A 20,905-nucleotide genomic window follows, 5' to 3' on the forward strand; every position below is an offset into this window, starting at 1 on the left:
ACCGACATTTAATTCTTCTAACCTGCCGATCCTTCTCTTAAGCTGCCATTCCAAGGAAGACCTCCACTTTGGGTAGGTCCTCGAATTGGCTCAGCGAGAAGGGGGCAACGCGATGCGCGGCAGCGAGTGGAACTGACCCCTCGAGTGGGGACGTGCACGAGCCCCGGACGGTAGGCTACGAGCACGGCAGAGGCAGTCCTTCGGGAGTGGCATGACCCTTCCTCAGCGACGAGAGATTGAGACCGATCAGCGGCTACGGCTGCTCGTCGGTCTCGTCGTCGTTGTAGCAATCCTCATCACGGCCACTTCACTACCGGTCGCAGCGCGCTCGGCGGTGACCGCCACGCCGACCGACATCGCGGTGCTCGTCGTACTCACCGTCGCAATCGCCCTGGGAACTCTCGTCAAAGCAAGGGTGCGAATCCGGTCCACCACCCACTCGATCAGTTGGACCGAGGCCGCGATCATCATTGGCCTCGCCATCGCTCCGGCCCAGTCGGTGGTCCTCTGCACCGCAGTGGGCATCACCTTCGCCTCGCTCCGGCTGCCGCCGATCAAGATGGCCTTCAGTGTGGGCAAGAACGTCATCGTGGCCTGGGGTGCCGGCATCACGCTGGCAATGACGACCTGGACCTGGCCACCCGAGAACACCGTCGCACTGATCGTGCCGGTAGCTGCCTCATACCTGGTTGCGGCACTGCTGGACGACCTGCTGGCCATCCCGGTCATCGCGCTGGCATCCGGCACCAAGATCGCGAAGCAGTTCCGGACCAACCTCGACCTCCGACTCGCCGGCTTCGCCGTACGGTTCGTCGTGGCGGTCTGCACGCTGCTGATCCTCGACGCGAACTTCAAGCTCCTGTTGGCCATTCCGCCCCTGGTTCTCAGCCTGCACCTGGGCTACTCCACGAGAATCCGTTCCAGGACCGAACAGCAGGCGTGGCAGCGGCTCGCCCGCACCACCGACGCGCTCAACGTGGTCGACCTGGACACCGTCCTCACCACCGCCGTCACCCAGGCCGCCGAGTTGTTCTCCGCCGACGAGGTCGAGATCGAGCTGCGCCTCGGCGGCCGCACCGTCCGCGGTGGCACCGGCGGCATCACCTTCGACGGCCCGATCGGCACGCCCGCCGAGGTGGACGGCACCATCGTCCCCACACCGCTGGAAGGACACGACCGCACCGTCGACATCGGCATACTTCGACTGCGTTTCCGCGGTCCGGTGCAGCTCTCCGAGCGGGAGCAGTACACGCTGCGCACCTTCGCCTCCGCGCTCTGCACCGCCGTTCGCAACGCCCAGGCGTACGCCGAACTGGCCCGGGTGGCCGACGAACACGCGTACGCCGCCGCGCACGACGCGCTGACCGGCCTGGCCAACCGCCGGCACCTCCTCGACGAGGGCACCGAGCAGCTGAGCGCCCGCCACGCCGACGGGGTGACCGCGCTGGTGCTGATCGACCTCAACCACTTCAAGGAGGTCAACGACACGCTGGGGCACGCCGCCGGCGACCAGGTGCTGGTGCAGGTCGCCGACCGGTTGCGCGGTGCGACCCAGGCGAGTGACCTGGTGGCCCGCCTCGGCGGCGACGAGTTCGCCGTACTCCTGCGAGGTCTGCCGGCCCCGGCGGTCGCTGCACACCGGGCCGAGTCCCTGCTCGCCGCCCTGCACGAGCCGTTCGAGCTGGACGGCATGCGGATCAGCGTCGAGGCCAGCGGCGGAATCTCCGTCGCCCCGTCCAGCGGTGGCATGGCCGAACTGCTGCGCCGCGCCGACGTCGCCATGTACCAGGCCAAGCGGGCCGGGCAGCGGATCGCCACGTACGCACCGACCCGGGACACCGCCGACCTTGGCCGCCTCACCCTCGGTGGCGACCTGCCCCGGGCGGTCGCCGACCACGAGTTCGTCGTCAACTTCCAACCGATCGTCGACCTGGGCACCGGCGAGGTGACCAGTGCCGAGGCGCTGGCCCGCTGGCACCACCCCACCCACGGCATGATCGACCCGCTGCGTTTCCTGGAGGCCGTGGAGCGTTCGGGCCTGCTGCCGGCCTTCGCCGAGGCGATCCTCGACCAGGCGCTGATCGCGGCGGCCAACTGGCGCGACGCCGGCTTCGACGTCCCCGTCGCGGTCAACGTGTCCCCGCGCAGCCTGCTCGACGCGCGGTTCCCAGGCTCGGTGCTGGCCCGCCTGCGCGCCCACGACCTGCCGCCGGACCGGCTGGTGCTGGAGCTGACCGAGACGCTGACCCTCAGCCAGCTCGACGTCGTCGACCGGGTGCTCAGCCGGCTCCGCGACGAGGGTGTCCGGCTGGCGCTGGACGACTTCGGCACCGGCTACTCGTCACTCTCGCTGCTCTCCCGCATCCCCGTGCACGAGCTGAAGATCGACCGGAGCTTCGTGACGACGATGGAAAGCTCGGCGGAGGCCGCCGCCGTCATCCGCTCCACCCTCGACCTGGGCCGCAGCCTCAACCTGGACGTCGTAGCCGAGGGCGTGGAGAGCGAACCGCAGCGGCGGGCCCTGTGGGAGTTGGGCTGCGTCGCCGGCCAGGGCCACCTGTTCGCCCGGCCGATGCCGGCCGGCACCCTGCTCGCGGCGATGCAGCGCGGTTCGGGCGGCCGACCCGGCACCCTGGCCGCGCCACTGCACGACGCCGGCGCGGTGATCCGGCTGAGCCAGAACCGCCGCCAGGCCGGCCGTTCCCGCCCCGACCGCCTCCCGCACCTGCCCGCCTGACCCAGCATCGGCCAGGTGCCGACGCAGACCGGTCTGCCAGACTGGCGCCGTGATCGCCGACGACCCGACCGCCCGCCGCCGTCGCTGGCACTGGCGAACGCTCGACGCCGCTGGCGGCGGACTCGCCCTCGACCTGGGCCTCTACGCCGCCTCGGCCGCCTTCGCCGCGATCACCGCGGTCACGTCGACCCTGCTGCCGCACCGGGCGTGGGGCGCCGTCGCCGCCGTCGGATACCTGGCCGCGACGCTGGTGGCGCTCGTCCAACTCCTGCTGCGTCGGCGCTCACCGACCTCACCCCTGGTCGGGCTGCCGGCCCGCTGGGCGGTCACCGATCTCGCCTGGGCGGGCACCGCACTGCTGCCCCTGCTCTGGCAGAGCATCGACCGGGCCGGCGGACGCACCGACCGGGCCCAGGAGGAGGTGCTGGTCGTGGAACAGGCCGGCACCCGCCTCCTGGAGCACGGCACCCCGTACCTCGGGCCCGACGCGATAGCCGCCCTGCCACCCGGCGAACAACTCATGGGCTACACCCCATACCAGCCCGGCATGGCGATGTTCGGCCTGCCCAGAGCCCTGGCCGACACCTGGTGGACCGACTCCCGGGTCTGGTTCGCGGTGGGCACCGCACTCGCGCTCGCCCTGGCCGTGGCCGCCCTGCGCAGAACACCGACCGCCACCCACCAGGTCGACACGCGCCACCGCCGGGACGCCGCGTTGCTGCGCGGCGTGCAGGCCGCCACCGTACTGCCGATCTGCGCCCTCACCCTCGCCACCGGCGGCGACGACCTGCCCGTACTCGCGCTCTGCCTGCTGGCCCTCGCACTCGCCGCCACCGACCGACCCGGCCGGGCCGGCCTCGCGGTCGGCCTGGCCGGCGCACTGAAGCTGTTCGCCTGGCCGATCGCCCTGGTCCTGATCGTCTGGGGTCTGACCCGGCGCGCCGGCACCCGGGTCGCCGCCGGCGCGATCGGCCTGCCCGTCGCCGCACTCCTGCCCGCCATGCTGGTCGACCGGGACGCGCTGACCGAGAACGTGCTGCGCTTCCCCCTCGGCCACGGCCTGGTCACCAGCCCCGCACAGTCCCCGTTCCCCGGCTACCTGATCGCCACCGCACTGCCCGCCGGCCGGCTGATCGCCGCCGCACTGCTGGTCGCGGCGGGAGTGGCCATCGCCGTCAGACTCGCCCGCCGCCCGCCCCGCACCGCCGTCGCCGCCGCGCTCATCTGCGGGTACGGGCTGCTCGTCGCCATCGCCCTGATGCCCTCGACCCGCTTCGGCTACCTGCTCTACCCGCTCGCCCTGCTCACCTGGGCACCTGCCCTGCACCGCCCGGTCGACACACCGCCGACCCCGGTCCCCGACCACCTGCCCGGTCGGGCCACTTCCGCGTAACTGGCGGGTGGAACGTCGCGTCAGGGCGTAGACCTGAAGACATGACGACGTACCGCGACCGGGCCGACGCCGGCCGGGTGCTCTCCGACCGGCTCACCGCGCTCATCGGCGAACCCGACGTCGTCGTCCTCGGCCTCGTCCGCGGCGGCGTGCCCGTCGCCCGGGTCGTCGCCGAACGACTCGGCGCACCACTGGACGTGCTGGTCGTCCGCAAGCTCGGCATGCCGTGGGCCCGGGAGGTCGCCTTCGGCGCGCTCGGGCCGGGAGGCGTCCAGGTGCTCAACGACGCGGTCGCCAGCCGACTCAGCAGCGACGACATCGCCGAGGTCAGCCGTCGAGAACAAGCCGAACTCGAACGCCGGGAACGCCTCTACCGGGGCGGTCGCGCGCAATTGGACCTCACCGGGCATACCGCGGTGATCGTCGACGACGGCCTGGCCACCGGCGCGACCGCCCGCGCCGCCGTGGAGGTCGTCCGCCAACTCGGGGCACACCGCGTCGTGGTCGCGGTCCCGGTCGGCGCGCAGGAAGCCTACGAACTACTCGCCGCCGAGGCAGACCAGGTCATCTGCGCCCAACGCCCAGCGGATTTCGGCGCGGTGAGCGTCTACTACGACGACTTCCACGAGGTGTCCGACGAGGAAGTCACCGAGGCGCTCACAGCAACTGCCTAGGTCCACCAGGTACCGTCGGGCGATGAGTAGTCTCACCTGTCCCAAGTGTCACGGAGAAATGCGCCAATACGAGCGCAGCGGCGTCGTCATCGACCAGTGCGGGGAATGCCGAGGCATCTTCCTGGACCGCGGCGAGCTGGAGAAGCTGTTCGAGGCGGAGGCCAACTGGAGCCGCCAACAGAGCGCCGGTGCGCCGCCGCAGCCTGCCCAGCAGCCGGCCGGCTACCCGCCCCCGCCGCCCCCGCCCGGTTACGGTGCGGTCCCGCCGCCCCCGCCCGCCCACGGCTATCCGCCGCAGCCGGCGTACGGCCACCAGCAGCAACAGCACCACGGCTACCACGGGCACTACCGGCAGAAGAAGCGCAAGGGCTTCCTCGACGACATGTTCGGCTGAGCCCAGAGCCGACATTCCGCCCGGGTCGATCGACGTGTCGGCCCGGGCACACCGCCCACCCCATCGATGGTTGGCGGGGCGCGATCGTCCATGCCAGGGTGATTCGCATGACCGTGATCCGACGGGACGAGGCGCTGGCCCAGGCGTACGACGGGATCACCGCTGCCGTCGACGGCCTGGACGACGCCGGCCTGCAACGAACCACCCGCTGCCAGGGTTGGCTCATCGCCGACCTGCTGCTGCACGTGCTCGGCGACGCCCAACGGGCACTGGTCGCACTGGCCAGCCCCGTCGACGGCCCCGCCGACGTCGACGACGTGAGCTACTGGCGCGACTTTCCCGGCGGTGATGACAACGCCACCCGGCACGCCTGGTGGGTCCGCCGATCGGCCGCCGCCTTCGACCGTCCCACCGGGATCGTCCGGCTCTGGCAGGAGACCGCCCCGGCGGCGGTCCGCGCTGCGGCGTCAGCCGACCCCGAGGGGTACGTGACCACGCAGGGGCACGTGCTGCGCGTACCGGATTTCCTCGCGACCCTGACCACCGAGGCCGTCGTGCATCACCTGGACCTGACCGTGGACCTGCCCGGCGCGCCCCCGCCCGGCCCACTGGCGGTACGAGTCGCGGTGGCGACCATGGACGGTTTGCTCAGTGACGACACCGTCCGCCCCACCGCCTGGGACGACCACGACTTCCTGCTGAAGGCCACCGGGCGCGTGCCCCTCACCGAACGGGACCGGCTGGAGTTGGGCGAGTCGGCGGGCTGGTTTCCGCTGCTCGGCTGACCGACGGCGGGTCGTCGCACCGGTCAGCCGATGGCCATGTCCACGAAACGGGACAGGTGCAGCTGCGCTGCCACCGTCACGGTGTCGGTTGGTCCATTTCGATGCTTGGCAACAATGAAATCCGCCTCGCCGGCTCGCGGCGACTCCTTGTCGTAGTAGTCGTCACGGTGCAGCAGGATCACAACGTCGGCGTCCTGCTCGATCGAGTTGTGGGTCGCAATGCCATTGGCGATGAAGTTGTGCGTCCCCAAGACGGTCGCGTCGAACACCTCCTGCTCACCGATCGACTCGATAGTGACGATCGAGTCCCAGAAGATGTCGTTGGTCGCGTGCAGGTCCAGGTCGGCCGCGTCGAGGACGGTGGCGATCGCCGCCAGCCGGGAGCGGCTGGGCGCATGCTTCCAGAGGGTGCTGCCGCAGAACTGGGTGCCGATGGCCTTCGCGAACTCACGGTGAGTCATGCCCTGCTCCACCAGAATCTCCTTGACTCTGGTCCACACCTCTCGCGGCACAGTGTCGACGTTGGTGTTGCTCTCCGTCGACTCCAACGCGGTAAGCAGAGCAGCGCAGCCCTCCGACCGCTGCCCGTAGACGCCGATCTCGCGCAGGAACCTCAACTGGTCGTCACGCCCGGAGATGTCGAGCGTGTACTGAGGGCGGTGCCCCACGACTGGTACAACCCTCAGCCGCGCCGTAATCCCGTACCTCAGGAGCAGCCGAGAGATGTCCTCAAGTAGGCGTCGACTAGTGGATGCGAAATAGACACGCCCCCCGCGACCCGAGCTGTTCACGGTCACTGAGCCGTCCGTGGCCCACAGGTGCTGCAGGAAGGTGGTGATCTGCTCCTTGGGCAGGCTGAAAATGGTCGACGGAAGGAACTTCTCGTGTGATTTCAGGCCGAAGAGACCCAAGTCGTCCAGCCAAGCCGCGATGGGGTTTCGCCGGCCGCGTGCCAGCCGATAGGGCGCAGGCAGCCGAAGGGTCGTCACCCTCGCGGCTGCGTAGTCGTCACGGACAGCAGAGATCCCAAAGTGCTTCGCCGCTTCCGACACGGCCTGAAGGTTCAGCTCATCACAGCTCGCGTATCGGATGGGTTGGCGCCGCACGAAGGATCCGTCGCCCAACAGGTGCGCCAACATCACGACCTCCGCGTCGGCCCACGGGCGGGTGGCCATTGGCGGAGGTAGGTGACGTGGCGTGGCGATGCGATCTCCGGGCGACAGCTCACCGAGCGGCACCCATCCAGTGAACGCGAGGAAGGGATGGTTCGCCGTGGCGTCGATCTGCTTGCCTGATGCGAGGGTCAGCCGGAACACCTCGCGGGTGCCGCTTGGGAAGACGTGGGTCATGGTGCGGGGCGTGTAGCGAAGGCTCTCGTCCAACGCCCAGACCGGGATGTCCCTAGCGTTGTTGGATAACAGTTCACCGAGCGTGATCTCCGTATTGTCATCCGCTCGAACCACTCGGGTCTCGGCCGTGAGGCAGCCAGACTCCCGCAAATCGGACAGCTGAGGTCGCTTGTCCGTGCGCTGCTCGGGGCCACGATTCAGCTGACTGACCGCGATGACCGGGCACTCGACCTCCTTGGCCAACAGCTTCAGGCCACGGGACAGGTCCGCAACCTCCTGCTGGCGGCTCTCGGTGCGCTTCGGCGACGTCATCAGCTGGAGATAGTCGACCACGATCATCTTGAGGTCGTGCCGCTGCTTGAGCCGTCGAGCCTTGGCGCGGATCTCCATCAGGTTCATGCTCGGCGTGTCGTCGACGAAGAGCGGCGCCTCGCTGATCTCACCCATGCATCGGGCCAGCTTGGTCCAGTCGTCGTCGGAGAGCTGCCCGCTGCGCAACACGTGCAGCGGCACCCGCGCCTCGGCGGAGAGCAGTCGCATGACGATCTCGACCTTGCTCATTTCCAGCGAGAAGATCGCGGCGGCCTGGTTGGCGCGAATCGCGGCATTTCGGGCAAAGTCCATACTAGCGGTCGATTTGCCCAAACCCGGCCTGCCTGCCACGATGATCAATTGGCCGGCGTGCAGGCCGTTGAGCAGTCGATCCAGGTCGCTGAAGCCGGTCGGCACGCCGGTCATCATGCCGCCGGTCGCCCCCACCGCCTCGATCTCGTCCAGCGTGGGCTGCAACATGTCGGCCAGGATCGCGAAGTCCTCGCTGACCCGGCGTTCGGTGACGTCATAGACGGCCTGCTGGGCGAGGTCCACGACGTCGTCCACGTCGCGGCTGCCGCCGCTGGCGGTGCCGTAGCCCAACTGCACGATCTTGGTGCCGGCCTCGACCAGGCGGCGCAGCACCGCCCGTTCGCTGACGATCCGCGCGTAGTAGGCCGCGTTCGCGGCGGTGGGCACGCTGGCGATGAGGGTGTGCAGGTAGGGCGCGCCACCGATGCGGACGAGATCGCCGGAGTCGGCGAGCGCCGCCGCGACGGTGATCGAGTCGGCCGGCTCACCCCGGCCGTAGATGTCCAGGATGATGTCGAAGATGGTGGCGTGCACCGGCCGGTAGAAGTCGTTGGTCTTGAGGATCTCGACGACGTCGGCGATGGCGTCCTTGGAGAGCAGCATGCCGCCGAGGACGCACTGCTCGGCGGCAACGTCCTGGGGCGGAGTCTTGTCGAAATGGCCGTCCCGCGGCGCAGGTGGCTGGCCTCCGCCGGAGCGTGACTCTGCCCGCATGTCGTCGGTGACCGACACGGGTCCCCCCTCCACTGCGCCGGATCTGATTCCAGCTCTACCGCTGGGGTGCGACACTTCCGTCCGACCGGGCCGGTCGATCGGGGGCCATCGCGCCGGCGGTCGAGGGCCAACCATACGGACCCCGAGGTCAGAGACTCAACAACGCCGGTGGACGAGCCTTGGGACAACCTGTGGATGCCGGGGGACAGCATGTGCGCGGCGTGTGCACAGCCTGTGGAAAACTGTTGGGGAATTCTTCGCCATAACTCGTTGACCTGCGGAAACGTGCTCCCCAGCCTGTGGAGGAAGATATTTCGGTCGGGCCTGTGACACGATCGTCCCGTACTATCTCCAGCGAACGGCTACACCTGGACAGCGGATTCCGCTTTCGGTTCAGAAGGGTCACACTCCGGCCGTGAGTTACCGGGACTGGGGACGCGGGGATGGCAGCCCGCGCGAGCGCCAGCCGACCGCCTCGTGGGGTGAACGCGCGGCGTCCGTTCCGGTCGACCCGTACGACGAGGATGGGCGATACCGCACCTCCAGTCGGCGGCGTGCACTGGACCGGGGCCAGGACGAGCCCGTCGACGCCTACCTGCCCCGGTGGGCGTTGGAGTCGGGTGTCCGGCACGCTGACGGCGGCGGGCGTCACGCGGCACCGGACGAGGACGAACGCGAGCGGCCCACCTCCGGTCCTGGCCGACGCTCTGCCGAGGCGCCGAGCGGCCGCGGTCGGCGCAGCGAGGCGGGTTGGCGCGAACAGGCGGCGATCGGTGCCGGCCCGGACTCCGACCACACTCGGGAGTGGACGCTCGACCGCCCGCAGGACCAGGGGTACGCCGGCCGTCGACGTGCCGACGCCGGGGAGGACGAGCCGGTCTCCGGTGCGATCCAGGACCGTCGCCCCCGCCGCGCCCCCGCTGGCCGTCCTCAGGTGATCTGGTCGGGCGGGGATCTGGAGTCCGCCCCGAGCGAGCCCGCGCCTGAACCGGACGTGAGCCGCCCCACCCGGCGTAGCCGCCGTGCGGCCGAGGAGTCCTGGTCCCGTCCGGCGGCCGACCCGTGGGTGCGCGGGTCCGACCGGGTGGCTGAGCCCGAGCCGTCGTACCCGCCCGCTGTGGATCCCTGGGATGCCTCCGGCGTGCACGCGTGGCCGCCGGCCGCCGGGGCGGACGGGACGGATCTGAGCGGGCAGTGGTCGGCCGTGGAGAGCGTCGGTGGCTGGGAGCGGTCCGACCGCACCGGCCAGTGGGAGCGGTCCGCGATCGAGGACGACCAGTGGGACCGTACGCTGCCGCCGCGCTCGGACCGGTCCGTGGCTGCGGAGGGTTGGCCGGCACGGGACGACGGGTTCTGGCCCGGCACGCGGCTGGCCGATGACGACCCCCGGTGGATGGATCCGGCGACGTCGGCGCCCAGGTCGCCGGTGGTGGGTTACACCGCTCCGCGACCGCGCAGTGCGCCGGTGCCGCGTGGCGGAGCGCCACGGCGTCGGCCGGACCGGCCTGCGGTCGGGGCGGCGTCGGTGCGTCAGCGGGTCGAGTCGGCGGCCAGCGGTGCCTTCTCGCGGCGCCTGGAGGACGATCTGCTCGACCCTGATCCGGGCGGGCCCTTCCGGCCATTGCTGCTCACTGCGGCTTGTTATCTGGTGCCGGCGATGCTGATCTTCGGTTGGTTGTTGACGTTGGACAGCCAGGCGCCGGCTGGTTGTGTGACGGACATCAGCGGGGGTGGCTGCGAGTCGGCCCGGTCGCGCGCGTTGGAGTCGCTGCTCGCGGGCTCGCCGCGCTTCGGTCTGGCGCTGGTGAGCAGTCTGGTGGTGGCAGCGCTGCTGCGTCGGGTGGGTACGACGTGGCGCTCGGCGACCATCGCGCTCGCCGCGGCGGTGGTGGGTGGCGGCCTCTCCACGGTGTTGATCAGCGCGGTGACCGGCCAGCCGATCGGGTGACCTGCCCTGCGAGGGAGGGCGGCACCGACCGGGCGTCCGCCTGACCTGCCCGGCAGGTCAGGGGGCACCGACCGGGGCCTGGTCGGGCTCAGATGACGTACGCACGAAGGCCCGCACCGATCGCTCGGTGCGGGCCTTCGTGGTGGTGTTGCGGACGTCAGCCCTGAACGACGTTCAGGTTGAACGACGCGGTCACCTCGGGGTGCAGCTTGATCTTCACCGGGTAGGTGCCGGTCGACTTGATGTGACCGGGCACCTCCAGCCGACGCCGGTCGAGGACCGGGCCGCTGGCCGCCTTGACGGCGTCGACGATCTCGGCCGGAGTGACCGAGCCGAAGAGCCGTCCGCCGTCGCCGGCGCGGACCTTCATGTTGACCTTGAGACCCTCGAGCTGAGCCTTGACCTCGTTGGCGTGGTCGAGGTCGCGGATCTCGCGGGCCCCACGGGCCCGCTTGATGACCGTGACCTGCTTTTCCGCGCCCTTGGTCCAGGCGATCGCGAAGCCCTGCGGCAGCAGGTAGTTACGGCCGAAGCCGTCCTTAACCTCGACGATGTCGCCCGGGGCACCGAGGCCGGACACTTCCTGAGTCAGGATGATCTTCATATCGGTGCCTCCTCTCAGCGGGTGGTGGCCGTGTACGGCAGGAGCGCCATCTCACGGGCGTTCTTGACCGCACGGGCGATCTGCCGCTGCTGCTGCGAGGTCACGCCGGTCACCCGACGAGCGCGGATCTTGCCGCGATCGGAGATGAACTTGCGCAGCAGCGCGGTGTCCTTGTAATCGATGTAGGCGATCCCGTCCTTGTCGAGCGGGTTCACCTTCTTCTTGGGCTTGCGCAGTGCCGCAGCCTTGGCCGTTGCACGTGCTCCTGGTTTGCGATCGCGAGCGCTAGGCGCCATTAGAACGGTGGCTCCTCGTCAAAATTGGTGCCCGAACCGGCACGCGCGGGAGAGGGAGAGGGAGCAGCCGAAGCCCAAGGGTCGTCGAAGTTGCCTCCGCCGCCACCCTGGTTGCCACCGCCACCGCCGCCACCGAAGCCGCCGCCACCGCCGCCGGAGCGGGACATCTTCTGCACCTTCGCCGTGGCGTAGCGCAGCGACGGGCCGATCTCGTCGACCTCAAGCTCGATGACAGTGCGCTTCTCACCCTCGCGGGTCTCGTACGACCGCTGACGCAGCCGGCCCGACACGATCACCCGAGCGCCACGCTGCAGCGACTCGGCGACGTGCTCGGCGGCCTGCCGCCAGACGGTGCATGCGAGGAACAGCGGCTCGCCGTCCTTCCACTCGTTCGACGCCTTGTCCATGAAACGGGGCGTCGAAGCGACTCGGAACTTGGCGACCGCAGCCCCGGAGGGGGTGAACCGCAACTCGGGGTCATCGGTCAGATTGCCGATGACCGTGATGGTGGTGTCTCCTGCCATGACCATCTCCTCGCGCACTCAGCGTCTCGTCGTACAGGCTCGCAGAGCCGTACGACAGAGTCGCGGAGGCTGATCCGGACGAACCGGGGTTGGATGCTCTAGCGCATTTCCGGTCGGATGACCTTGGTGCGCAGCACGGACTCGTTGAGCCGGAGCTGACGGTCCAGCTCGGCCACCGCAGCAGGCGTGGCCTGCAGGTCGATGACGGCGTAGATGCCTTCGGCCTTTTTGTTGATCTCGTACGCGAGGCGCCGGCGGCCCCACACGTCGGTCTTCTCAACCGAGCCACCCGCGGTCCGAATCACGTTCAGGTACGTGTCGAGCGACGGTGCGACGGTGCGCTCCTCGAGGCTGGAGTCGAGGATGACCATTAGTTCGTAGTGACGCAAGACGTGCTCACCTCCTGTGGGCTAAGCGGCCACGGTCCTTCCGTGGCAGGAGGTCTTGTGTCGCTGCCCGCACGTGCCGAGGGAACCCGACCGGACGCGGACAACCTGACCAGGATACCCGGTCCGAACGATCATGCCCGGGGTGGTCGGGTCGGCGCCCGGACAGGATGACGGGGGCCCCCATTCGACCGTCATCCGGCCGATGGTGGACCCCCGTCTACGAGGCCGCGGGGCGTCTGGTCCGCATTCCTTGGGTGGGACCTGGGGAGGAACGACCACACCGATGAGGTTGGACCGAAGACGCCCCGCGGAGCTTTATCGTGTTGTTACCTGACGATACAACGGCACTCGTACCTTGTTGGAGGAAAAAGCACAAATTGCCGAGATTCTTCATCGGTGGGCGATCGCTGTGCGAGGGGTCCCCTCCGCCACGCCGGGCCGCACGGCGGAGGTGACCTCGCTGTCGGCCGTCGACCTCCGGTCGCCATCTGCGGGCTTGCGTCGCTGGCGGCACCGGGTGCTGGTCGCCGGTTCAATTCCATCAACGATCGTCGGTCCGTCCGGTGACGCGACCGCACGCGACACCGCCCCGGCCGTCACCCCGCCCGTCGGGGTCGCGACGTAGGCTCGCTCGCATGCGTATCGGAGCCCACGTCGATTCGACCGACCCGCTGGCGGAGGCGGCCGCCCGGTCCGCCGACACCGTGCAGTTCTTCCTCGCCGACCCACAGGGATGGAAGGCACCCAAGCCCCGGGAGGACGCCGAGCAGCTGCGCACGGCCGAGGTTGACCTGTACGTGCACGCGCCGTACGTCATCAACGTGGCCACCCTCAACAACCGCATCCGGATTCCCAGCCGAAAGCTGCTGCTCGGGCACGCCAACGCGGCCACCGCCATCGGCGCCAAGGGTCTGATCGTCCACGGTGGACACGTCAACGCCGGGGACGACCTGGCCGTCGGCTTCGACAACTGGCGCAAGACCTTCGCGTACGCGGCCGACTCCGGCGGCTTCGGCGTGCCGGTCCTGATCGAGAACACGGCCGGCGGCGACAACGCGTGCGCCCGGCGACTCGACGCGCTCGCCCGACTCTGGGACGCCATCGGCGACTACGAGGTCGGCTTCTGCCTGGACACCTGCCACGCGTACGCGGGCGGCGAGGATCTGCTCGGCCTCGTCGACCGGGTCAAGGCGATCACCGGAAGGATCGACCTGGTGCACGCCAACAACTCCAAGGGCGCGTTCAACTCGGGTCAGGACCGCCACGACAACCTGGGCGGGGGCACGATCGACCCGGAGCTGGTCGTCGCGGTGATCCGGGCCGCCGGGGCCCCGGTGGTCGTCGAGACACCGGGCGGCGTGGAGGGCCAGACAGCGGACATCGGTTTCCTCCGTCAGCAGCTCGGGACGGCGAGCCCGGCAGCATGACGACCGGACAGCCCGGGACCGGGAAGGCCCAGCCCACCCCCACCGGCACGGACGCCGAGACCCGATCCGCCTCCGCCTCGGGCACCCCGGCACAGCCGGATCGCACCTCCGACGCCGTCTCCGGCAAGACTTCCGCGCCGACCGCCGAGACCACTGCGCCGATCGCGGGGGCCGTCACCGACCAGCCGCGGTCGAGCGACGGCGGCACGACCGGAGCCACCACGAGCGGCGACCCGCAGCCCTCGAAGGGTGGCGGCACCAAGGAGCAACCCGCCGGGGACGCCGCCACCGGTGAGGGCGACGGCCGGAAGGGCAGCGCGGCCACGGGCGGCACCGAGGGTGGCAGCGCAACCAGCGACAGCACCGCCAAGGACAGCAGCCCGGCCAAGGACGGCACCGCCAAGGACAGCGATACCGCCAAGGCCGACAGCACCGCCAAGGCCGACAGCGCGACCAACGCGGGCAAGGACGGCGCCCCGGCCAAGGACGGCACGGACGGCGGCTCGGAAGACGTCCCGGTCAAGGGCACAGGATCGGGCAAGGGCAGGTGGTGGAGCAGGGGCAGGCGAGCGGGCAGGACCGACGGTCAGGCAAAACCCGACGGTGACACCAAGACCGATGAGGCCAAGCCGGACAACCCCGATCGTTGGGAGGCGTTCGCCTCCGCTCCGGAGCCCCGGCCCTCCATCGTCACCCGGGCGGGCGGAGCCGTCGGCCGGTTCCTGATCCACGAGTGGACCCTGGCCACCCTCGGCGCGTTGGCACTGGCTGTGCTGATGACGTGGCCGACGTTGCGCTATCCCCGCTACACACTCCCGCAGGACTACTGGGACCCGAGCCTGCAGGCCTGGCAGATGGCCTGGTCCGGGCACATCCTGCTGGCTGAACCGGCGCGCCTGTGGCAGTCCAACACGTTCTTCCCCGAGCTGTGGAGCTTCGCGTTCTCCGACACCCTGCTCGGGTACGCCCCCGCCGGGATGCTCGGCAGCGGCCCCGAGGACGCGGTGCTGCGCTACAACATCATGTTCGTGCTGGCGCACGCGCTTGCCACGCTCGGGGCGTACGCGCTGGCCCGGCAGCTCGGGGCTGGCCGAATCGGCGCCGCCGTCGCCGGCGTCAGTTACACGTACGCGCCGTGGCTGCTGGCCCAGGCCGGGCACCTGCACGTGCTCTCCAACGGCGGGATCCCGTTGGCGCTGGCGATGTTGGCGCGCGGGCACGGCTGGTCACTGCGGCACGGTTACCGGCCCGAGCGCCGACACGACGGATGGGTCTACGCCGGTTGGCTGGTGGCGGCCTGGCAGCTCAGCCTCGGATTCGGTATCGGGTTGCCGTTCGCGTACTTCCTGGCCTGCGCGGTGATCGTCACCGCCGTCCTCTACTACGCGCGGCGGCTGCGCACCGGCCAGGCCGTGCCCTTCGGTCGCCGGTTGTTCCTCGCGGACCTGCTCGGCGGGTTGTTCTTCGCCGGTGTGGGTCTGCTGATGGCGTTCCCGTTCTTCAAGGTGACCGAGCTGCACCCGTACGCCGAGCGGACCATCGACGACATCAGCATCTTCTCGCCTCCGGCGTCGGGTTTCGTGACGGCACCGGCCGAGTCGCGGATCTGGGGTGGGTTGCACGAGGGGGCACGCGCAGCGCTGCCGTGGCACCCGGAGATGACCCTGCTGCCCGGGTTCGTGCTCTACGCGCTGGCCGCGGGTGGGCTGTTCTTCTCGGTCTGGCGGCTGCGGCACCGACTGCTGCTGCTCACCGGAGTGCTGGTGACGATGGCCTTCGCGATGGGCACCCGCTTCTTCGACGGCACCTTCACCTACGTGCCGCTCTTCGAGCACCTGCCGGGCTGGAACGGACTGCGTACCCCCGGTCGGTTGATGTTGTGGACCACGCTGCTGCTGGGTCTGCTCGCGGCGGGCGCGGTCACCGCGCTCACCGACCGGGTCCGCGAGTTGACCGCGCAGCGGATCCCGTCGTGGCCGGGGCCGTGGCTGCGGACGGCCACCCTGCTGCCGCTGCTGCTGGTCGCCGTCGAGGGTCTGAACACCACGCCGCATCCGGTGGTGCCGACCCAACCGGCAGCGATGCGTTCCACCGAGGGGCCCCTGCTGGTGCTGCCGAGCAACCAGAGCCTGGACCAGCACGTGATGCTGTGGTCGACGAGCGGTTTCCCCGACGTGGTCAATGGCGGCAGCGGCTTCACTCCGCGCCAGCTCGATGACGTCCGTCGGGTGAGCCAGTCGTTCCCCGACCAGACCAGCGTCGACTACCTGCGCACGCTCGGCGTCCGCTCCGTGGTGTTGCTGCGCGGGCAGGTGGTGGGCACTCCGTGGGAGATCACCATCGACGCGCCGGTGGAATCGCTGGGCATCACTCGGCAGGACGTGGGCGACGCGGTCGTTTATCGGCTCTGAGACGTGGCTGATCTCTAAGGCGGATTTGCGGGGAGCCCACCCGGCTCCGGGCGGTCAGGCTTGATCCCTGCGCCGGGCGGGCTCCCCCGCAAACCCTGACGTGGTCCGGGCCGCGTTCGCGCTTGGGTCAGGTGGTGGTGGTGACGGGTTCGCGAGAGGGTTCGCTGTCGGCGGGCCGGCGCCAGCGGTCTACCCAGGGGGCATCTCGTGCGCCGTCGAGCACGCCACCGTCCGGGTCGTCCGGATAGGTCGCCCGGACTGCGTCCCGCTCGGGGTGCAGGATCTCCTTGACGACCAGCACGCAGAGCACCACCACGGTGGTCAGCCGGAACGTCGAGGCCAGCACGAACACCCCCTCCGGGAAGACCGGACGGCTGGTCGCCGCCCCGAGCAGCTCTCCGTAGAAGGCGACGAAGTAGCAGACCTCGGCGATCTGCCAGGCCAGGAAGGCACCCCACTTGGGTCGGGCCAGCACCACCAGCGGCAGCAGCCACAGCACGAACTGCTGAGACCAGACCTTGCTGAAGATGAGGAACGCGGCGACCACCAGGAAGGCGACCTGCGCCAGCCGCGGGCGACGCGGTGCCCGCAGCGTCAGCGCGGCCACACCGAGACAGGCCAACCCGAACAGCGCGTACGAGATGGTGTTGAGGGTGGGGATGTTGGCGTTCAGCCACTCGAACGGCCCGAGTTGGGCGGGGTCGTTGCCGACCTTGCCGTCCAGGTAGCGGCCGATGTACCAGAGCGTGCCCCAGTCGATGGGCCGGGTGGTGTTCAGCTCGAAGAACCGGTCCCAGTTCTCCGGGTATGCCCGGGCGGCCGGCAGGTTCACCAGCACCAACGCGGCGATCGCCGTGCCGGTGGCGATGAGCGCGGCGCGGATCCGGTCGGCCCGCAGCGCCAGGACGAGGAGCGGCCCGAGCAGGAACAGCGGCCACAGCTTCGCCGCACCGGCGAGCCCGAGCAGCACACCGGCGACAGCTGGTCGTTTCCGAGCCCAGGCCAGCAGACCGAAGGCGGCCAGCCCGATGGCGAGCAGGTCCCAGTTGACGGTGGCCGTGAGCAGCAGCGCCGGGGCCAGCGCGAACAACGCGGCGTCCCAGGGTCGTCGGCGGCGCAGGGCCAGGATCACCGCCACGGTGGCCACCGCGAGGGCGCCCAGCACCAACGCGTTGAGGTTGTAGAACCACTGGGCCTGGTTGATGCTCGGGTCGCCCTCGCCGATGGCGTGCACCGGCAGGCCCAGCGCCCCCATGAAGTAGCCGGTCAGCACCGGATACTCGACCGGGTGATCACGGTAGGGCACCTTGCCCTCGTTGAGCCCCTCGGCGTAGTAGAGGGCGAGGACGTCGGTGTAGCAGAACCGGGTGTACTGGACGTTGTTCTGCCAGGCGCCGTCCTGGCAGGGGGACTTCTGCACCCAGTGCAGCGCGAGCGTGAGACAAGCCAGCGCCAGCACGATCCGGACCGCGGTCCAGAAGCGACGTTCCTGGCCTGCCGGCCGGTCCAGTGCGGTCGCGTGGTCGCCCAGCGGGCCGCCGATCGCGCTGGACATGCCGCGGACGAACCCGTCGGAGCGGGACGGGTGGTCGGTGGTACCGGCGTCGTCGATGCCGGGCGTCGACTGGGTGCTCATGAAGAGGCATCCTGCCGTACGACGGGGGTGTCCGTCCCGTCCCGGCGCGGAGATCCGGGTATGAAAACGCCGCCGCCGGCCGGGACAGGTCGTCCGGCCGGCGGCGGCGTCATGAAGCGGTGCGGGTCAGTTTCGCTCGGGTGGTAGGCCGGGCAGCAGTCCGCCACCGCCGCCGCCGGGGTTGCCGCCCGGGTTGCCTCCCGGGTTACCCCCGGGGTTGCCGCCCGGGGTGCCGCCGACACGCGGGCAGAACGGGTCCGTCAGCGGATCACAGGTCGGGCCGCCCGGCAGACCCGGGATGGTCGGCGGCGCCACCGGCGGCTCCTTGCCGTTGCCCTTGGTGACGTCGCCCTCACCGGTGACGGTGGGCAGGGGGATCTCCTCCTTGCCCTTGAGGGCGGTGTTCATGAACTTTTCCCAGATCGGGCCGGGCAACGTGGCACCACCGATGGGCTTACCGCCGGTGAGGCGGATCGCCGGCTTGCGCGGGTCCCGGCTGCCCACCCACACCGCCGTGGCGTTCTGCGGGGTGTAGCCGACCGTCCAGGCGTGCGCGTTGTCCTTGTTGTCGTACTCCCAGGTACCGGTCTTGGCGGCAGACTGACGGCCGCTCTCCAGCGAGAGGTTGTTCGACCCCGCGCCGGGGATCTGCTTCAGGACGCCGGTGACCTCGTCGGTGACCTTCTTGGGGATCCGCTGCTCGGGCTTGATGCGCTCGCTGCCGACCACCTTCCACTTGCCGGTGTCCTTGTCCTGCTGCTCCACCTTGAGGACGAAGTGCGCCTTGATGTACTTACCGTCGTTGGCGAACGTGGCCATGGCGTTGGCGTGCTCGAACACGGTGATCGGGTACTTGCCGAAACCGGTGTAGTTGTCGAACGGCGTCGGCCCCTTCTTCGACAGGTCGAAGGCCTGCGGCGGGTCGACGCCCCACATGGTGGTCACGCCGGCCTTCCGGGCCATGTCGACCACCTTGGCGGCACCGAGCTCCTTGGTGACCCAGTAGAAGGGCACGTTGTACGACTGGATCGTCGACTCTTCGAGGGTGCAGTATTTGCCGCACTTGAGGTTGGTGCGGCCGGCGTTGCCGATCGCGACCTTGGAGCCCTCGGGCTTGTAGGGCGTGGGGTCCCAGTGCGACTTGACCGAGATGCCCGCCTCGATCGCGGCGGCCAGGGTGTACACCTTCATCGACGAGCCCGGCTGGTGTCCGCCGGTCAGGTCGCCGTTCTTGTCGGTGTTCTTGCCGGCGTAGTCGAAGTCGGCGCCGCTGTCACCGCCGTAGTAGGCGAGCACGCGACCCTTCGACGGGTCGATCGACACCACCGCCGCCATCAGGTTCTTCGGCTGGTCGTTGAGCTCGGAACCCTTCTTGGACTGCATCGCCGTGTTCTCGGCGGCGGTCTGCAGCTTATCGTCGATGGTGGTGGTGATCCGGTAGCCGCCGTCACGCAGCGCGTCCACGCAGCTCGTCTTGCCCTCCGCGCCGGTGTCGGAGCAGAGGCCCATCGCGTCCATCTCCTGGCGGACGTAGTTGATGACGTTGCCTCGCGGGCTGTCGACACCGAACCCGTTTCCGCCCTTCTTCGGCGCCAGCACCTTGGGGTACGCGGTCGGCGAAGCGGGCTGCCCGGGGGCGTCCAGCCAGCCCTCCTTCTTCATACCGGCGATCACGTAGTCCCACCGTGACTTGGCGTCGGGCAGGTTGACGGCGGGGTCAAAGCCGCGGTGGGTGTCGCTCGCCACCGGCTGCTTGATGACCGCCGCGAGCACCGCACCCTCGCCCACGGTCAGGTCCTTCGCCGACTTGTTGAAGTACGTCAGTGCCGCGGCCTCGATGCCGTAGGCACCGCGCCCGAAGTAGATCACGTTGAGGTAGTGCTGCATGATCTCCGGCTTGTCGTACTTCTCGTTCAGCTTGGAGGCGAGGATTGCCTCCTTCACCTTCCGGCCGTACGTGTCGTCCTGGAGGTTCTCGAACGCGTTGCGCGCGTACTGCTGGGTGATCGTCGAGGCGCCCTGCTTGTCACCGCCGGAGACGTTGTTCCACGCGGCTCGGACGATGCCCTTGTAGTCGACGCCGGAGTGCCGGTAGAAGTTGCGGTCCTCGGCTGCCGCCACCGCGTGCTGCACGTGCAACGGGATCTGGTTGATGGTGACGAAGCTGCGGTTCTCGCTGCCCAGCTTGGCCAACTGGGTCTTGCCGTCCTTGGCGTACACAGTGGTGGACAGCGGCAGCGGCATCTCGTTGGGCATGACCACGTTGGTCGAGTAGTAGGTGAACCCGACCACGCCGACACCGGCGAGCATGATGAAGACCGCGACACCGGCGATCAGCAGGTTCATCCGCTTGCGCTTCTTCGCCCGTCGGGCGGCGCCCGGGTCACCCGCACCACGGCCGCCCCGGCCCGGACCGTTCGGTCCACCGGGACCACCGGGACCGCCCGGCCCACCGGAGACCGGCGAGACGCTCGCCCGGGCGACGGCGGCACGGCCACCCACCGACGCGGAGCCGACACTGACCCGGCCCGCCGGGGCGGCACCGACGGCGGCGGCGCCGACCACGGCTCGGCCTGCCGGTGCGCCCGGCGCCGGGGACACGGGCACCGAGGCTCGGCCCGCACCGGCGCGTCCGGCGGCCACACCCGGTGCCGGCGACACCGGCACCGACGCCCGCCCTGCGCGGCCGGGGGTTGCCGAGCCCACCGAGGCGGAACCGGCCGCAGCAGCGCCGCGCGGCGGCACCGAGGCCGATCCGCCCACCGTGGCCCGCCCACCGGCGGCCCGTGGGGTCACCGAAGCGCGGCCCGGGGTCGCCGTGCCACCCTCCGGGGCCGACCAGCCATTCCCGCGGGAGTCACCGCCGGGGCGGCGGTACGCGTCGTCCGCGACCGGCCCGGGGTCGCCCTCGGGGCCCGAGTGCTGGGCCCGTCCACGCGCAGAACTGGGATCGCCGTACGAGTTCATTCCTCACACCCTGCCGGTCGCGGTGGGGCGCGA

Annotated in this window: 15 protein-coding genes; 8 read left to right on the plus strand and 7 right to left on the minus strand. The window is 70.0% G+C overall.

Annotated features, from left to right (window positions below):
• The first annotated feature begins 211 nt into the window (after positions 1-211).
• The 5 genes from KBX46_RS07015 (at position 212) to KBX46_RS07035 (ending at position 5,983) form a co-directional block, all read left to right on the plus strand.
• A complete protein-coding gene (locus KBX46_RS07015) occupies positions 212-2,737 on the plus strand; it encodes a bifunctional diguanylate cyclase/phosphodiesterase (RefSeq protein WP_210791731.1) in 2,526 nt (841 codons plus the stop codon).
• Positions 2,738-2,786: 49 nt separating this feature from the next.
• On the plus strand, positions 2,787-4,130 hold the full coding sequence (locus KBX46_RS07020) for a glycosyltransferase family 87 protein (RefSeq protein WP_210791734.1): 1,344 nt from the start codon (positions 2,787-2,789) through the stop codon (positions 4,128-4,130).
• Positions 4,131-4,171: 41 nt separating this feature from the next.
• Entirely contained in the window at positions 4,172-4,804 is a 633-nt protein-coding gene (locus KBX46_RS07025) for a phosphoribosyltransferase (RefSeq protein WP_210791735.1), read from the plus strand.
• A 22-nt stretch (positions 4,805-4,826) separates the two neighbouring features.
• Complete coding sequence (locus KBX46_RS07030; RefSeq protein ID WP_088950768.1) at positions 4,827-5,198, plus strand: zf-TFIIB domain-containing protein; 372 nt, start codon at positions 4,827-4,829, stop codon at positions 5,196-5,198.
• A gap of 107 nt (positions 5,199-5,305) precedes the next feature.
• The gene (locus KBX46_RS07035; RefSeq protein ID WP_210791737.1) at positions 5,306-5,983 is read left to right on the plus strand and encodes a maleylpyruvate isomerase N-terminal domain-containing protein; all 678 of its coding nucleotides are present in this window, start codon (positions 5,306-5,308) and stop codon (positions 5,981-5,983) included.
• Positions 5,984-6,006: 23 nt separating this feature from the next.
• On the opposite strand, the gene KBX46_RS07040 is transcribed toward KBX46_RS07035, so the two are convergent.
• Complete coding sequence (locus tag KBX46_RS07040) at positions 6,007-8,703, minus strand: replicative DNA helicase (RefSeq protein ID WP_307871329.1); 2,697 nt, start codon at positions 8,701-8,703, stop codon at positions 6,007-6,009.
• 382 nt (positions 8,704-9,085) lie between these two features.
• Here KBX46_RS07040 and KBX46_RS07045 point away from each other — a divergent pair, with 382 nt between their 5' ends.
• The gene (locus tag KBX46_RS07045) at positions 9,086-10,618 is read left to right on the plus strand and encodes a hypothetical protein (protein ID WP_210791741.1); all 1,533 of its coding nucleotides are present in this window, start codon (positions 9,086-9,088) and stop codon (positions 10,616-10,618) included.
• 157 nt (positions 10,619-10,775) lie between these two features.
• Here the strand turns inward: KBX46_RS07045 and rplI are convergent, their stop codons facing one another.
• The 4 genes from rplI to rpsF form a co-directional block, all read right to left on the minus strand.
• Positions 10,776-11,222 (minus strand): 50S ribosomal protein L9, encoded by a 447-nt coding sequence (rplI, locus tag KBX46_RS07050; RefSeq protein ID WP_088950772.1) that lies wholly within the window; start codon positions 11,220-11,222, stop codon positions 10,776-10,778.
• A 14-nt stretch (positions 11,223-11,236) separates the two neighbouring features.
• Complete coding sequence (rpsR, locus tag KBX46_RS07055) at positions 11,237-11,518, minus strand: 30S ribosomal protein S18 (RefSeq protein ID WP_051723758.1); 282 nt, start codon at positions 11,516-11,518, stop codon at positions 11,237-11,239.
• The gene (locus tag KBX46_RS07060) at positions 11,518-12,060 is read right to left on the minus strand and encodes a single-stranded DNA-binding protein (protein ID WP_172862133.1); all 543 of its coding nucleotides are present in this window, start codon (positions 12,058-12,060) and stop codon (positions 11,518-11,520) included. Before KBX46_RS07060 ends, rpsR begins: the two co-directional genes overlap by 1 nt.
• An 80-nt stretch (positions 12,061-12,140) precedes the next feature.
• Positions 12,141-12,431 carry a 30S ribosomal protein S6 gene (gene rpsF, locus KBX46_RS07065; protein WP_036391391.1) on the minus strand — a complete coding sequence of 97 codons (291 nt, stop codon included), beginning with the start codon at positions 12,429-12,431 and terminating at the stop codon, positions 12,141-12,143.
• 635 nt (positions 12,432-13,066) lie between these two features.
• On the opposite strand from rpsF, the gene KBX46_RS07070 reads away from it, so the two are divergent.
• Both KBX46_RS07070 and KBX46_RS07075 read left to right on the plus strand, forming a co-directional pair.
• Entirely contained in the window at positions 13,067-13,858 is a 792-nt protein-coding gene (locus KBX46_RS07070; RefSeq protein ID WP_099849454.1) for a deoxyribonuclease IV, read from the plus strand.
• A complete protein-coding gene (locus KBX46_RS07075; RefSeq protein ID WP_210791743.1) occupies positions 13,855-16,269 on the plus strand; it encodes a hypothetical protein in 2,415 nt (804 codons plus the stop codon). Before KBX46_RS07070 ends, KBX46_RS07075 begins: the two co-directional genes overlap by 4 nt.
• Positions 16,270-16,396: 127 nt before the next feature.
• On the opposite strand, the gene KBX46_RS07080 is transcribed toward KBX46_RS07075, so the two are convergent.
• Together KBX46_RS07080 and KBX46_RS07085 are read right to left on the minus strand one after the other, a co-directional pair.
• Entirely contained in the window at positions 16,397-17,905 is a 1,509-nt protein-coding gene (locus KBX46_RS07080) for a glycosyltransferase family 87 protein (protein ID WP_088950775.1), read from the minus strand.
• A 126-nt stretch (positions 17,906-18,031) separates the two neighbouring features.
• A complete protein-coding gene (locus tag KBX46_RS07085; RefSeq protein WP_210791745.1) occupies positions 18,032-20,872 on the minus strand; it encodes a transglycosylase domain-containing protein in 2,841 nt (946 codons plus the stop codon).
• Between the last annotated feature and the right edge of the window lie 33 nt (positions 20,873-20,905).

Source organism: Micromonospora sp. C81, from assembly GCF_018070425.1.
GTDB lineage: Bacteria > Actinomycetota > Actinomycetes > Mycobacteriales > Micromonosporaceae > Micromonospora > Micromonospora zamorensis.